At 60.9% G+C, this 14,902-nt stretch carries 13 protein-coding genes; 7 read left to right on the top strand and 6 right to left on the bottom strand.

Annotation, left to right across the window (positions count from 1 at the left end):
- Positions 1-66: 66 nt before the first annotated feature.
- Entirely contained in the window at positions 67-1,728 is a 1,662-nt protein-coding gene (locus tag OP500_RS03480; RefSeq protein WP_238746259.1) for an NAD(P)-binding protein, read from the bottom strand.
- A gap of 173 nt (positions 1,729-1,901) precedes the next feature.
- On the opposite strand from OP500_RS03480, the gene OP500_RS03475 reads away from it, so the two are divergent.
- Entirely contained in the window at positions 1,902-3,227 is a 1,326-nt protein-coding gene (locus OP500_RS03475) for a DUF2130 domain-containing protein (RefSeq protein ID WP_238746260.1), read from the top strand.
- Positions 3,228-3,298: 71 nt separating this feature from the next.
- The gene (locus OP500_RS03470) at positions 3,299-3,640 is read left to right on the top strand and encodes a PepSY domain-containing protein (RefSeq protein WP_238746261.1); all 342 of its coding nucleotides are present in this window, start codon (positions 3,299-3,301) and stop codon (positions 3,638-3,640) included.
- Here the strand turns inward: OP500_RS03470 and OP500_RS03465 are convergent.
- Positions 3,637-3,801, bottom strand: coding sequence for a hypothetical protein (locus OP500_RS03465; RefSeq protein WP_274070196.1), 165 nt, complete (start codon positions 3,799-3,801; stop codon positions 3,637-3,639). The two genes, OP500_RS03470 and OP500_RS03465, sit on opposite strands and share 4 nt — an antisense overlap.
- On the opposite strand from OP500_RS03465, the gene pseG reads away from it, so the two are divergent.
- The gene (gene pseG, locus OP500_RS03460; RefSeq protein ID WP_238746265.1) at positions 3,800-5,386 is read left to right on the top strand and encodes a UDP-2,4-diacetamido-2,4,6-trideoxy-beta-L-altropyranose hydrolase; all 1,587 of its coding nucleotides are present in this window, start codon (positions 3,800-3,802) and stop codon (positions 5,384-5,386) included. The genes OP500_RS03465 and pseG overlap by 2 nt on opposite strands.
- Positions 5,387-5,433: 47 nt before the next feature.
- The gene (locus OP500_RS03455; protein WP_238746267.1) at positions 5,434-6,072 is read left to right on the top strand and encodes a rhomboid family intramembrane serine protease; all 639 of its coding nucleotides are present in this window, start codon (positions 5,434-5,436) and stop codon (positions 6,070-6,072) included.
- A 77-nt stretch (positions 6,073-6,149) separates the two neighbouring features.
- On the opposite strand, the gene ubiT is transcribed toward OP500_RS03455, so the two are convergent.
- The 3 genes from ubiT to ubiU form a co-directional block, all read right to left on the bottom strand.
- On the bottom strand, positions 6,150-6,596 hold the full coding sequence (gene ubiT, locus OP500_RS03450; protein ID WP_238746268.1) for a ubiquinone anaerobic biosynthesis accessory factor UbiT: 447 nt from the start codon (positions 6,594-6,596) through the stop codon (positions 6,150-6,152).
- Positions 6,583-7,503 carry a U32 family peptidase gene (locus OP500_RS03445; protein ID WP_274070195.1) on the bottom strand — a complete coding sequence of 307 codons (921 nt, stop codon included), beginning with the start codon at positions 7,501-7,503 and terminating at the stop codon, positions 6,583-6,585. The genes ubiT and OP500_RS03445 overlap by 14 nt, the downstream gene beginning before the upstream one ends.
- Positions 7,504-7,618: 115 nt before the next feature.
- Entirely contained in the window at positions 7,619-8,626 is a 1,008-nt protein-coding gene (ubiU, locus tag OP500_RS03440) for a ubiquinone anaerobic biosynthesis protein UbiU (RefSeq protein ID WP_274070194.1), read from the bottom strand.
- 630 nt (positions 8,627-9,256) lie between these two features.
- Between ubiU and OP500_RS03435 the strand changes: the two genes are divergently transcribed.
- Positions 9,257-10,249: a TonB-dependent siderophore receptor gene (locus OP500_RS03435; protein WP_274070193.1), complete on the top strand. Its 993-nt coding sequence runs from the start codon at positions 9,257-9,259 to the stop codon at positions 10,247-10,249.
- Between the two features lie 422 nt (positions 10,250-10,671).
- Here the strand turns inward: OP500_RS03435 and pepN are convergent, their stop codons facing one another.
- Positions 10,672-13,335 carry an aminopeptidase N gene (pepN, locus tag OP500_RS03430; RefSeq protein ID WP_238746276.1) on the bottom strand — a complete coding sequence of 888 codons (2,664 nt, stop codon included), beginning with the start codon at positions 13,333-13,335 and terminating at the stop codon, positions 10,672-10,674.
- A 497-nt stretch (positions 13,336-13,832) separates the two neighbouring features.
- Here pepN and coaD point away from each other — a divergent pair, with 497 nt between their 5' ends.
- The gene (coaD, locus tag OP500_RS03425; protein WP_274070192.1) at positions 13,833-14,342 is read left to right on the top strand and encodes a pantetheine-phosphate adenylyltransferase; all 510 of its coding nucleotides are present in this window, start codon (positions 13,833-13,835) and stop codon (positions 14,340-14,342) included.
- Positions 14,343-14,446: 104 nt separating this feature from the next.
- A complete protein-coding gene (locus OP500_RS03420) occupies positions 14,447-14,818 on the top strand; it encodes a hypothetical protein (RefSeq protein WP_274070191.1) in 372 nt (123 codons plus the stop codon).
- Positions 14,819-14,902: the final 84 nt, after the last annotated feature.

The following is a 14,902-nucleotide window of genomic DNA, read 5'->3' as shown; positions in this document are numbered from 1 at the left end:
AATTTGGCAAAATTTTGCGTTGGCGCGGCATTTTCTGCTGCGCCCCAAGCGTGCGGACGGCAGTTTTCAGGCTGCCTGAAAACCGGCTTGGTCTTGGGAGAGCCAGTATTGGGCCGCCGCTACGCCCCAATGCGCGGCTTCTTCAAACACTGAATAGCCGCTCAAATCGCTGTGGGCAAAGACAATGCGCGAGCGGTGGCGGCGCAGCGCCAGCGTTGGTGCATCGTCCAGATAACCCGGCAGCGGCACGCGCATGCCGTGGCCGCGCACGCAGATATCGACCGCTTCCACCCGCCGCCAGAAACCGCGCCCGTAGGCCGCCAGCAGATCCTGCGCCGCTTCGGCCAGCAAATCGTCGGCGGATGCCGCCAGCAGACGGCGGCGCACGCTTTGCGGGTCGGCCATATCGAGTGCGGTGTAGGCGGTGAGCAGGGTGCGCTCGGGCGGTGCGCGGCGGATAAATTGGTTGGTGGCGCAGACAAAACCCAGCCCGCGGCTGCCGTGCACCACGTTGTCCCACGCCAGCTCGCTGCCGCCGCGCTCGGCGGGAAAGCCTGCCAGCGCGAAATTGGCCACCAGCCACGGCGCATAGGCAGCCTGAAAACGGCTGCCGGCAAAACCGTAGCGCTGCGGTGCAGCAATAATCCGTGCCGCCGCCATCAGCGGCATCGCGCACAGCACGCGGCGGGCGCGCACCAGCGTCTGGCGGCCGCTGGTATTGTGGCGCAGCAGCACCGCCACGCCGTCGGCATCTTCCGCAATCGACAAAGCCGATACGTCGCAGCTGGCGGGGCGGGCAAAAGTCCATTCGCGCGCTTCAGGCAGCCGCGCCAGCGTTTGCAAGCCCGCCTTTTCGCGCAGACATTGCGACAGTTTTTCCAAGCCCTGCGGCCAAGTCAGCACCGGCGTGTGGCCGCTGTGGCCGCGGGCGGCGAAATAATGCAGGCCGGCGAAAGCCGAAACGGCGGCGATGCCCCGGCCGTAGTCGTCGCGGCAGCAGTAGTCCAGATACCACAAAAGCGCGGGCGAACGGTAGCCCTGCGCCGCCAGCCATTGGGCGAAGGTTTGGCTGTCAAGGCTGCGCCAGCGGCTGTCGGCGGACGATTCGCTTACCGGTATGGCAAACAGCTTGCGCCCGTCGCTGCCGTATTGCTGCGCCAGCCGGGCGGTCAGCGCGAAAAAACGGCGGCTGTCCTTGTCTTGCGCCGGCAGCAGGCTGCTTTGCCAGCGGCCGTTCAACAGCAGGCGCTCGTCGGGCTGGCTGACCAGGTCTTCGTCGCGGTAAAGCGGCTCGCCCGCCGCGTTTATCCCCGCCACCATGCCGAAATCGTCGAGCATCAGCCGCACCGCCGCACTTTCGCGCGAAGGCTGTGCCAGATAATGCGCGCCGCTGGGAGCGGCAAGCGTGCCGTGGAGGTAGGCGGCGTTGTTGCCGTTGCGCTCGAAGCCTTCGGCGAGCAGAAAATCGTGTACGCCGTGGCGCGCCAGATACCATGCCGCGCTCAAGGCCGCCGCGCCGCTGCCGAGTATCAGCGTATTGCAGCGGTGTTCCGACTGCGGGGCAGCCTGAAAAGTGCCGTCGCGCACATCGTGCCCCGCCGGCAGGCCGGCATAGCGCACGCGCACCGGCGGGCGCGGATTGAGCCAGCGCCAGCCCGCCCACGATGCGGCGGCGCTGCCGGCAAAAAGCGCGGCATTGCTGAGAAAACGGCGGCGGGAAATCGGCATATCGGCGGCGGGAGCGGCGGGAACACGAAAGGCGCGGATTATACGGCAGCGGCAGGCGTTTTTGCTTTTCAGGCAGCCTGACGGCACAGGCAGCCTGAAAGCCGTTTGCCGCGCCTTTCAGGCTGCCTGCTTCTGCTAAAATCGCCCTTTTTCATACCGCCCGCGAGAGAGCCATGCACGAAATCAAATGCCCGCACTGCCACACCGCCTTCACCATCAACGAAGCGAGCTACGCCGACATTCTCAACCAAGTCCGCACCCAAGAATTCCAAGCCGAAGTGCATGAGCGGCTCGCCCAAGCCCAAGCGCAGGCGAAAAGCGAAATGGCGGCGCAAGAAGCCAAAGCCCAGCAGCAATACAGCCAAAATCTCGCGCAAAAAGACGCGCAAATCGCCGCGCTCCAGCACCAAATCGCCGGCCACGAAAAAGACAGCCAGCTCGCCATCGCCAACGCATCAGGCAGCCTGAAAACCGAGTTAGCCGAAAAAGAGCGCCAACTTGCCGAGCTGCAAACGCAAAACCAAGCACTCGCCCAACGCATGACGCTGGAGCGCGAACTCGCCATCCGCGAAGCCCTGTCCGCCAAAGAGCGCGAACTCTCCGCGCTTGCCGCCCAACTGCAACTGCGCGACAGCGAAAACCAACTCGCCCAAAACGCCCTGCGCGAGCGCTACGAAATCCAGCTCAAACACAAAGACGAAGAAGTCGCCTTCTACAAAGACTTCAAAGCCCGCCAGTCCACCAAAATGGTGGGCGAAAGCCTGGAAGCCCATTGCGAAACCGAGTTCAACCGCATCCGTACCACCGCTTTTCCGCAGGCCAAATTCGGCAAGGACAACGACGCTTCCGGCGGCAGCAAGGGCGACTACATCTTTCGCGAAAGCGACGAGCATGGCAACGAAATCATCTCGATTATGTTTGAGATGAAAAACGAAGGCGACGAAACCGCCAGCAAAAAGAAAAACGAGCATTTTTTCAAAGAACTCGACAAAGACCGCCGCGAAAAATCCTGCGAATACGCGGTGTTGGTGTCGCTGCTGGAAAACGACAACGAGCTGTATAACGGCGGCATCGTCGATGTTTCCTACGCCTACCCGAAAATGTATGTGGTGCGGCCGCAGTTTTTTCTGCCCATCATCTCGCTGCTGCGCAATGCCGCGCTCAATTCGCTGCAATACAAGCAGGAAGTGGCGCAGATGCGCGCGCAGAATATCGACATCACCAATTTTGAAAACGAGCTGGACGACTTCCGCGAAAAGTTCGGGCGCAACTACCGCCTGGCCAGCGAGAAGTTTCAGGCTGCCATCAAGCATATTGACGACACCATCCGCCACTTAGAAAAAACCAAAGCCGACCTGCTCGGCGCCGAAAACAACCTGCGCCTTGCCAACAACAAAGCCGAAGATTTGACCGTGAAAAAACTCACGCGCAAAAATCCGACCATGAAAGCCGCCTTCGCCAAGCTGGCTGCCGAGCAGGCGCAGGACGAGCAAGACTGAAAGCCGCTAATTTTGCGCTCATTCGGCAGCGCTAAGATGGCCGGCGTTTACCCGCAACGAAAGGACAAAAAATGCCATCCAAATACCTGACCGCCGCCGCCTTGGCCTTATCCGCCCTGCTGCTGGCCGCGCCGGCCGCCGCCGACAATGACTGGGACGACGGCTACCGCCACAGCCACTACAAAGCCAAAAAAAGCGGCAAGAAATCCCGACAGCGCCAAGGCTTTATCAGCCCCGATCAGGCAGGGCGCGCGGCGCTGGCACGGGTGGGCGGCCGCGTGAAAGACGTGGATTTCGATTACGACGACGGCTATCCGCACTACGATGTCGAAATCGTCAAAAACGGCCGCGAATACGATGTGAAAGTGGATGCCCGCAGCGGCCGCGTGCGCTCGGTGCGCCGCGACGACTAAACCGCGCCGGCACGCTTGCGCCCCACCCCGCCCGAATCTCTGTATTCGGGCGGTTTTCCCTTGCCGGCAGTCCAAAAGCAGCCTGAAAACGCCGTGCAGCCATTTTCAGGCTGCCTGCTTTGCCCTACAATCCGCGCCGCCTTGTTTTCGGGATTGTCCATGAACTTCCTTATCCGTGCCGACGCATCGCTGGCCATCGGCAGCGGCCACATCATGCGCTGCCTGACGCTCGCGCGCGCGCTCAAAGCCGACGGCCACGGCGTGCATTTCGTCTGCCGCGCCCTGAACGGCCATCTGGCCGATTGGATTCGGGCGCAGGGTTTTGCCTGCAGCCTGCTCGAGTCCGATACGGCAAGCAGTCAGCCTGAAAACCCCGCGCCGCCCGTTGCCGGCGCCCCGCCGCACGCCCATTGGCTGCCGGTATCGCAAGAGCAGGATGCCGCCGACTGCGCGCCGCTGATTGCCGCGCAGCGCCCCGACTGGATTATTTGCGACCACTACGCGCTCGATGCCGTGTGGCAGCGCGCCGCCCGCGCGGTGTGCGGCTCGCGGCTGATGGTGATCGACGATTTGTGCGACCGCGCCCACGATGCCGATCTGCTGCTCGACCAAACACTCAACCGCCGCCGCCAAGACTACGCCGGTCTGCTGCCTGCCGGCTGCCGCGTGCTGGCCGGCACCCGCTATGCCCTGCTGCGCGACGAGTTTGCCGCCGCACGTCCTGCCGCGCTGGCCGCCCGCGCCGCAGAACCCAAGCAGCCTGAAAGCCGCATCCTGCTCAATCTGGGCGGGGTGGACGAACACAATTACACGCTCGCGGTGCTCAAAGCGATGCAGCCGCTGGCCGGCAGCCTGAAATTCGCGCTCACGGTAGTAATGGGCGCCACCGCGCCGCACACCGCCGCCGTGCGCGAATTTGCCGCCGCCGCGCCCTACCCCTGCCGCGTGCTGTCTGCCGCCGGCAATATGGCGCAGCTGATGGCGCAGGCCGATTTGGCCATCGGCGCCGCGGGCAGCACGTCGTGGGAGCGCTGCTGTCTCGGCCTGCCGACGTTGCTGCTGGTGCTGGCCGACAACCAGCATGCCGTTGCCGCCGCGCTGCAGCAGGCCGGCGCGGCGCTGGTGCTGGAAACGCAGGAATTGTCCGCCCCCGCCTTTGCCGCCGCGCTGCGCGAACTGCAAAAGCGGCAGCTTGAAATGTCGCAGGCCGCCGCCGCGCTGTGCGACGGCTTGGGCGTTAAGCGCGTACTGCGCCATTTGGATGCCGACACAGACTTTCAGGCTGCCTTCGTGCGGCCGGCGCGGGAAGAAGACAGCGCCCTACTCCACCGCTGGCGCAACCACCCCGATATCCGCCGTTTTATGTTCGACAACTGCGAAATCCCGTGGCCGAACCATGAGCAATGGTTTGCCCGCGCGCTCGCCGATCCCGATTTTGCCATGCTCGTTTACTGCGCCGGCAGCGAGCCGCTGGGCTACGCTTCTTTCCGTCGCCGCGATAGCGGCGTTTACGAATGGGGCTTTTACACCGCGCCCGACGCCCCGCGCGGCCACGGCACGCGCCTGGGCAGACTGGCGCTGCAGTACGCCTTTGCCGAACTGGGCGCCCGCCGCGTGCTCGCCCGCGTGCTGCCGCACAATGCCGCCAGCCTTGCCCTGCACCGCAAACTCGGCTTCGCCGAAGGGCAGCCTGAAAACGACGGCAGCCGCTGTTTCGCCCTTGAAGCCGCCGACTTTGCCGATTAGCCTGCTTGCAGGCAGCCTGAAAACCTTTTACCCGCCTATACAAAACCATGAACACCCAAACACGCCATCCCCTGCGCCCCGATATGCGCACGCTCTATATCCTGATCGCCCTGAACGTGCTGGTTTTTCTGATGCAGCAGTCCGGCACCCTGCCCACCGAAGCCGGCGCGCTGTGGTATCCGCAAAACGAAGCCTACGCGCCCTACCAGTGGCTCAGCCATATGTTTTTGCACGCCGATCTGGCGCATCTGCTGCTGAATATGTACGCCGTCGGCATGTTCGGGCGCTATGTGCTGCAGGTGTGGGGCGAAAAACGCTTTTTGCTGCTGTATTTTCTCGGCGGACTCGGCGCGGCGGCGCTCTATCTGCTGTGGGTGTATGTCAAACTGCAAACCGGCGGCAGCAACGCGCTGGCTTATGTGCATGTAATCGGCGCTTCCGGCGCGGCCTTTGCCATATTGGCGGCGTTTTCGACGCTGTTTCCCGATGCGCCGCTGTCGCTGATGTTTGTCCCCGTCGCGTTTAAGGCCAAGCATTTTGTGCTGGGGCTGGTGGCCTACGAAGCCTTTGCCGAAATCAGCGGCGTGTCGCTGTTCGGCAGCAACATCGCCCACGTCGCCCACATCGGCGGCGCCCTTACCGGCTGGCTGCTGGCCTGGTGGTGGCAGACGCGCCGGACGCGCTGAATACGGCTGCCTTGCTGACGGAAAAGCAGCCTGAAAACCCTTGGTATGGGTTTTCAGGCTGCTTTTGGTTTTGCCGCTCAGCCGGCGTGGCGCTCCTGCCATTTGGCCAGCTTGTCGGCAAACGGCCATTCGACGCTGTCGAGCAGGTTTTTGGTAATCAGGCCCAGCTCGGTATCGCCTTCGATGTGCAGCTTGCGTTTGAAAAACAGGGTGTCGGGGTCTTCTTCGCGCAGCATCATGCGCAGAAAATCGACGGCGTTGGCGGCCAGCCGCAGATCGGGCGCGCCGTCGAAGGCATCATCGGTAAACTTTTCGGCGTCGGCGGAAAAGCGCACGCGGATGCCGGCATCGAGCACGTCGATTTCGAACTTGCGGCCGTTAAACAGCGCCATATCGGCCGGCAGCAGGCCGCGCTCAAGCATCAGGTTGAGGGTTTTGACCAGCGCGAAACGCGGCGGCAGGCCGGGCAGGCGGCGGCCGATGCCGGTGGCAAACGGGGGCAGGACGATGTCAGGCAGTGGCATATTGTTTCTCCAGTTGTTTGAGATGGACGGCTTCGATGCCGGGCTGGCCGCGCCAGTAGCCGTCCACCGGCGTGCCGGTGGCGTATTCCTGCAGCTCGGCGCAGGCGGTGTCGGCGTCGGTGGCACCGTCGAGCACGGCGCGGTGCAGCTCGATGATGCGCGGCATTTCGATCAGCTGCGGCGACAGGCGCAGCACGCCGACGCCGGCATCGGCAATTTCCTGATGGTGCGGCAGCAGCATCTGGCTGCCGTAGGACATGGTCTGGATGCCGTTGATGGTAAGAAAGGGCTTGTGCTCGCGGGTATTCATGGTCAGGCCGTGCTCATGGTCGAGGCAGCGGAACTCGCAGCTGTCTTTGTTGAGATTGTAGTGGCGGGCGGTAAAGCAGCGCGAAGAATAGGCCAGCGGGATTTTGCCCCAGGCAAAAAGCTCGGTTTCGATGGCGGGCTCGGACAGGGCGATGGCGGCGACTTTGTCGCGCGCAAGCTCGGCAGGTGCCACCCAGCGGTAGGCGTTGAGCTCGCGGAACACCTGCAAGGTGGCTTCGTTGTAGATATTCAGGCTGGCGCCGGCCACAATCGGGATGCCGTGTTCGCGCGCGAGTTTGACCGCGCCCATATCGTTGGCTTCGATTTTGAAACGCTCTTGTCCGGCGATTTTGCGCAGGCGCTTGAGATCGGACTCGCTCTCGAGCAAAACCTGCGAGGACAACACAATCTCCTTACCACTCTCGGCCAGGTCGCAAGCTAAACCGAACCAGTCGGCAAAGCGCATTTTCTGCCGGCGCGAGCAGACGGTTTCGCCCAGATAGATGATGTCGAGCGGGGCATCGAGCATCTGCAGGTAAAACTCGAGCAGGGTTTCTTTTTGCCAGAAAAACTGGATGGGGCCGAGTGAAAGTTTCATATTTGTTCCTTTGCAATGCTTTGTTATTTTGCTTTTCAGGCTGCCTTTAGAGCCGTTTGGACGTAACCAAAGCAGCCTGAAAACAGCGCAGGCGTTTTTCAGGCTGCCTGCGCCGCTATTTCCAAGGCCGGCTGTAGGCGCCCAGCGTGCTCTGGCTGCCTTCGGAGACCTTGCCCAGCGCCCCACTCCACGCTTCGGCCACGCGGTAGTCCTGCGGGTGCGCGGCAGCGGCATCGAGCGCCTGGCGCAGCGCGCGGGTAACCTGAGCGGTGTACATCGGGCTGCGCTGGCGGCCTTCCACCTTGATGGCCGCCACGCCGATTTTGATCAGCTGCGGCAGCACTTCCAGCACGTTCAGGCTGGTCGGCTCTTCCAGCGCGTAATAGGTTTCGTCGTTCACTTCAAAACGGCCTTTGCACAGCGTCGGGTAGCCGGCCGGCTCGTCGGGGTTGAAGCGGTCGATCAGCACGCGGTTTAAGCGCACGTCCATGCGGTCGGGCAGCTGCTCCCAGCGCACCGCCTTGGCCGGCGAACACACGCCCTGCATATTCGGCGACTCGCCCGTGGCGTAGCTCGACAAAATGCAGCGCCCTTCCACCATCACGCACAGGCTGCCGAAGCCGAACACTTCCACTTCGACATCGGTGTTTTCGATCACATGCTGCACCTGGTCAATGGTCAGCACCCGCGGCAGCACCACGCGGCGGATGCCGAACAGATCGCGCATCAGGTTGATCGATTCGTAATTGGTGGCCGAACCCTGCACCGACATATGCAGGCGCAGATTCGGATGGCGCTTGCAGGCATAGGCCATCAGCGCCGGATCGGCGACAATCACCGCGTCCACGCCCAGCGACGCGGCGGTATCGACGGCGCCGTACCAGCGCTCCACTTCGCCGGCCTGGGCAAAGGTGTTGATCGCCATCAGCACATGGCGGCCGCGCTCGCGGGCGTAGGCGATGCCGGAGGCGGCGGATTTCATATCGAAATTCAGGCCGGGGAAATTGCGCGCGTTGGTTGCGTCTTTCAGGCCGAAGTAAATGGTGTCGGCACCGTTGTCGACGGCAGTTTTCATCGCGGGGAGATTGCCGGCGGGACACACCAGCTCGGGGACGGCTCTCACTTTGTCTGCTCCTTATTTTTGTTTTCAAACGATGCGCTTGCGCTTTTTCGGCATGCTTAAACGCAGCGGGCGCCTATTCTAAAATCAAGTGTCGCCGCCGGCCGCCCAAAGGCTAATTTGCTTGACTTGAGTTAAGCAAAGGCGAAAAAAGCGGCTGAAATTTCTTCAGGCTGCCTGAAAAAACAGCGCCGTTGCCCGGATACAACTTTTACATTGCGCCAATAATAATTTTCATTTTGAGAATCGCATCAACGGGCTTACAATCCGCCGCCGCAAGAATCGGACAAAACGTCCCCCCCCCAACCAAATCCGGCAGCCTGAAACTGCCGCTTTTTTTGTGAAAGCACACACCGATGAAACACCCCACCCGCCACAAAACCTTTGTGCTGATGCTGGCCGCCGCCGGCTGCATCAACCTGGCTTATGTGTAAAAATCAACAGCGTTGTTTACACTTTTCGGATTTCGGATGCAGACCCAACTGGCAGGTTTTGCCGCTTGTCAAGAATGCCGCAAGGCACGGCGAAGCCGCATGGTTCTTGATAAGCGGTAAAACCTGCCAAATCATCATGCAGCCGAAAAACGAAAGCCGGGCAGCCTGAAAAAGTGTAAACAACGCGACCTTTTCCAACATGTATAACCCGGTGTACGGCGGCATGTGGCCGCGCCCCGGCGTCAATACTTTCGACGGCCAGGGCAATAACACCCGCCAGACCGAAATCCTGAAAACCGCCGCGCTCTATGCCAACGATTCGGTGTATTTCGGCGACAAATGGATTGTTTCCGGCGGCGCCCGTCTCGACTACTACGACCAGTATGCCGGCTGCGCCAACAAAGCCGGCGTGTTCAAAGCCAATACCGACAACCACGGCTGGAGCCTGACTCCGCAGCTGGGCGTAACCTACCGCATCACCCCGCAATGGTCGCTCTATGGCAGCTACTCGTCGTCCTTCCGCCCGCAGGTATCGATTGCCAACGCCATCCCCGGCGGTGCCAAACCGGAAAAAGGCCGCTCCTTTGAAGCCGGCGCCAAATTCTCCGGCAAACAGCTTTCCGCGACGCTCGCCGCCTTCCACATTCTCAAAGAGAACGTGCGCTATGTAGTCGATAACGGCGGCAGCACCGAAGACCGCTTCGCCGGCCGCGCCCGCTCGATGGGCTTTGAAGCCGAACTGGGCGGCCAGATTACCGACAAGCTCGGCGTCAACGCCAACTACGCCTACACCGAAACCAAAACGCTCGAAGCCGAAGCCAAAGCCCAAGGCCTGCCGCTGAACAACACCCCGCGCAACCAGTTCGGCCTGTACCTGACCTACGACTTCGGACAGGCGCTGGGCGGCCGCTGGCGTGCCGGCGCCGGCGCCAAATACAACGGCGCCTGGTATATCGGCCGCAATGTCGAAAGCGGCCAGCGCCTGTGGAAAATCCCCGCCGCTACCGTTGCCGATGCCTTTATCTCCTACGACACCACCGTCGGCGGCCGCAAACTCAACCTGCGGCTCAACGGCAAAAACCTGACCAACCGACTGTATTACACGTCCACCGTCGGCTCTTCCACCCAGTACCCGATGATTGCGCTGGGCAACCCGCGCGAAATCAGCCTGTCGGCCCGCTTCGACTTCTGACAGCGGATACCGCCCCGCCCGGGCAGCCTGAAAACCACAGGTGCAAAAAACACGCCGCCCGCAGGAAACTGCGGCGCGGCGTGTTTTTTTCAGGCTGCCTTGGGTTTTCAGGCTGCCTTGGACTTTCAGGCTGCCTTGGACTTTCAGGCTGCCTTGGACTTTCAGGCTGCCTGCGGTACCTGATTTCCGCCATTCCCTTAATTCCCTCCCCCGCTTGCGGGGGAGGGCTAGGGTGGAGGCGCCTGCTGCTACGGCAATGCCTGCGGACATCTGCAGGAAGTAAACAAAAGCAGTTCTGCGAACTGCCACCCCCACCCCGTCCCTCCCACGAGCAAGCGCAGGAGAGAGAGTTAAGCGGCGGGCATTGCCGGCTTTCAGGCTGCCTGTTATCGGTCGGAGGCAAAAATCCGACCGATAAACTTTCAGGCTGCGTTGGCGGCCAAGATTTTTTCGACAATCTCGCCGCTGTCTTTGGACAAATCGGGAATCTTCGCCAGCTGCTGCAGGATGTCGAGCACCAGTGCGCGGCGTTGGGGTTCGAGGCTGCGGCAGATGTTGAAGGCCTGCACCAGCCGCGAGGCGACTTGCGGGTTGAAGCGGTCGATTTCTTCGATTTTCCCGGCGATAAAGCGGTAGCCCGAGCCGTCGGCGGCGTGAAAGTGCGGGATGTTGCGGGTAAAGGTGTTCAAGAGCGCGCGCGCTTTGTTGGGGTTTTGCAGATCGAAGGCCGGATGCTGCAAGGCAGCCTGAATCTGCGCGGGAGTGTCGGCGCGGCGGCTGGAAGCGATCAGGCTGAAGTATTTGCCCATCACCAGATCGTCGCTGCGGAATTTGGCGGCAAAGCGCTCGAGCAGCTCGTCGCGCAGCGGGCTGGGATTGCTGTTGATTGCGCTCAAGATGCCCCATTCGTGGGTCATGTTCTGCGCCATCGCGTCGTAGTTTTGCGCCACTTGCGCGATGTGCTCGGGATCGGCGCGCAGGATAAAGGCGCGGCAGACGTTGCGCAGGGCGCGCCAGCCGGCGGGTTCGGGGGCGTAGTTGTAGCAGTCGCTCGCCTGCTCTTCCTGCTCGCGGGCTTTTTGGTTGAGCGCGTCAAACTCGGCTTTGAAGGTGGCGGCAATCAGATCGAGCAGCGCTTCGCGGGCGTGATGGACCAGCAGCGGATCGAGATTATCGCGGCCGGCCATCAGCTCGGCCTCGGCGGGAACGTGCATCAGGGCAGCCTGAAACGCCGGGTCGATGTCGGCGCGCAGCACATAGCCGACGGCGTCGAGCAGGGCGCGGTGTTCGGGCAGCGGTTCTCCGGCCGCCAACGCAGCTTCGTTGGCGGCAACGGCGCGGCGCAGCAGGGTTTGTCCGGCTTCCCAGCGGGCAAAGGAATCGGAATCGTGTGACAGCAGCAGCGCCAGTTCGGCATCGCTGTAGGGGTAGTTGAGTATCACCGGGGCGGAGAAGCCGCGCAGTAAAGACGGCACGGCGGCGCGGTTCACGCCCGCGAGCACCAATTCCTGCTCGGCCTGGTTGAGCAGCAGCACCGCTTCGCTGACGGTTTCGCCGCTTTCAGGCAGCCTGAAAGCGAGCTGCGTGCCGGCATCGGCGCCTTCGGCAGCAAACAGCGCGATTTTCAGCGGCAGCGCCACCGGCTGTTTGTCGGCCATATCGGGGGTGGCGGGGGTGTGCTGTTTGACGCACAAGACAAAGTCGCCGTTGTCTTTCAGGCAGCCTGAAACGTCCAAAACCGGCGTGCCGGCCTGGCTGTACCAGCGGGCGAACTGTTCGAAATCGAAGCCGTTGGCATCGGCCATTGCCGCGCGGAAGTCGTCGCAGGTAACCGCCTGGCCGTCGTGGCGCTGAAAATAGAGTTTCATGCCTTTTTGGAAGCCTTCTTCGCCCAAGAAGGTGTGATACATGCGCACCACTTCGGCGCCTTTTTCGTAAACGGTGAGCGTGTAGAAATTATTCATTTCCACGTAGCTGGCGGGGCGGACGGGATGCGCCATCGGCCCTGCGTCTTCGGGAAACTGGAACTGGCGCAGATAGCCGACGTTTTCGATGCGCCGCACTTCGCGGCCGGCGCGGTCGGCGGAAAATTCCTGGTCGCGGAATACGGTCAGGCCTTCTTTGAGCGACAGTTGGAACCAGTCGCGGCAGGTTACGCGGTTACCCGTCCAGTTGTGGAAGTATTCGTGGGCGACCACGCTTTCGACGCGCTCGAAATCGGCGTCGGTGGCGGTGCAGCGGTCGGCCAGCACGCAGGAGGTGTTGAAGATGTTCAGGCCTTTGTTTTCCATCGCGCCCATATTGAAATCGCCCACGGCCACGACCATAAACACGTCCAAATCGTATTCCAGGCCGAAGCGGGTTTCGTCCCACTTCATCGCGTGCTTGAGCGACTGGATGGCAAAGCCCACCTTGTCGGCGTCTTCCCTGCGGGTGAAAAATTCCAGCGCCACTTTGCGGCCGCTCATGGTGGTGAAGCTGTCGGACGTGCGCACCAAATCGCCGGCCACCAGCGCAAACAGATAGCTGGGCTTGGCAAAGGGGTCTTCCCATTCGGCCCAATGGCGGCCGTTGTCCAGCTTGCCCGAGCCGGTCAGGTTACCGTTGGACAGCATCACCGGAAAACGCGCGGCATCGGCGGCAATGCGGGTGGTGTATTTGCCCATCACGTCGGGGCGGTCGGGGTGGAAGGTGATTTTGCGGAAACCTTCCGGCTCGCATTGGGTATAGAGATTGCCGCCGCTTTCATACAGCCCCATCAGCGTTTTGTTTTCGTGCGGATAGAGCTTGGTGCGCACGCTAAGCGTAAACGGCTCGGCAGGAACGGCGGCGATGGTCAGCGTTTCGCCGGCAAGCGTGTAGGCGCTTGGCGCCAGCGTTTCGCCGTTGAGCGCCAGCGACACCAGCTCGGCCGAACCCTGCAGCACCAGCGCGCCGGCACCGGCCTGCGGCTCGACCGACAAATCGGCGCTAACCAGCGTGTGCTCGCTGCGGATATCGAAATCAAGTCGCACCTGCGGCACCAGATATTCGGGCGCGCGGTAGTCTTTCAGGTATTTGGCGGTTTGTGCGGCGGGAAGGTTCATGGCAAAACTCTTGTCTGATTGGAAAAGCGGCGGATTGTAAAACTTTTCAGGCTGCCTGAAAATGTACCTGCCCACCGCGCAATGCCGCCGATATAGTGAGCCAAAATGAAAAATCTACGGCGTTAGCTCGCCTTGCCGTACGTGTGTACTGTCTTCGGCTCGCTGCCTTGTATCTTTTTCATTTTGACTCACCATAGCTTCAGCGTCCGGCATCCGGCCGGCGGCGTGATAGAATCGCCCGCCGCTTGGCAGTCCGAAAGCACTCCGAAAGCAGCCTGAAAGTTCAAAGGCAGCCTAGGGGCTGTTTACAATTGGTTTGCGCAGCGGATTTGATGCCAGAAAACAGGCTATGCAAGGCGCAAACCGCAGCAAGGTTGGACACCTTGCGAGGATTTGCAACGCAGCAGAGCCTGTTTTATGGCGTAAAAGCCGCCACAATACCAATTGTAAACAGCCCCTAACCCCACCCCGAAAAACCAAGAAACCCTACACCGACCATGACCACCCTCTCCCCGCGCCGCGCCGTCTATGCCGGCAGTTTCGACCCGCCCACCAACGGCCATCTGTGGATGATTGCCGAAGCGCAGCGGCTGTTTGACGAGCTGATCGTTGCTATCGGCATCAACGCCGACAAAAAAAGCACCTACACCATCGACGAGCGCCGCGCCATGCTCGAGAGCATTACTGCCGGTTTTCCCAATGTGCGCGTCGATTCCTTTGCCAACAAATTTCTGGTGAACTACGCCCATTCGGTAGGCGCCGGCTTTATCGTGCGCGGCATCCGCACCGCCTCGGACTTTGAATACGAACGCGCCGTGCGCCACATCAACGCCGATTTGCAGCCGGACATCCGCACCGTCTTTCTGATGCCGCCGCGCGAAATCGTCGAAATCTCGTCCACCATGGTCAAAGGCCTGGTCGGCCCCGACGGCTGGCAGCAGATGGTGCGCCGCTACGTGCCCGAAGCGGTATACCGCAAGATGATTGAAGACAACGGCGGCGCCTAAACCAAGCAGCCTTATATATTCCGCCCCGTCTAAGGGGCACTTGACAACTTGAGAAACTTACAAACCCCTTAGATTGACTAACGTTAATTTAAGGGGTTTTTAACATGCGTGAAGAATATCCGGTTTATATCGCTGAAAGATTGGGTATTGATTTGGGTTACAAAATTTATCCGGAAGGTGATCCTGATAATTTGATCGATGGTTTTTTTCTAGGCTATTCCTCCGTGATGAATGCAGTAGAAAAAGAAATCGGTCTTAAAAGGGCAAAAGTTATTTTTATTCACGGCGAAGAGAAAGAAGATTTTTGGACAAGCAGAGTTAGAAACGTAAATGGTGTTTGGATAGATATATATGGGGAATATGAATTCAATATTAAAGGCATCCGCCGACAGGCGGACAGCCGCGCAAGCGGCGGCCGGCAGGCGGCGGATGCCCCCCCTAGGCTAATAGGGGGGGAGCAAGAAAAAAGCCCCTAAGTACCAAAACGGGGGAGCAGTTTAGGTTTATCCGAATAACTTTTTAATCACGATTTAAAACATCTATGAATGTGGATTTTCAAA

Origin of the sequence: Kingella sp. SNUBH-2017, from assembly GCF_028680565.1 — a bacterium.
Lineage (GTDB): Bacteria > Pseudomonadota > Gammaproteobacteria > Burkholderiales > Neisseriaceae > Kingella_D > Kingella_D pumchi.
This window is presented reverse-complemented; position numbering and strand designations above follow the sequence as displayed.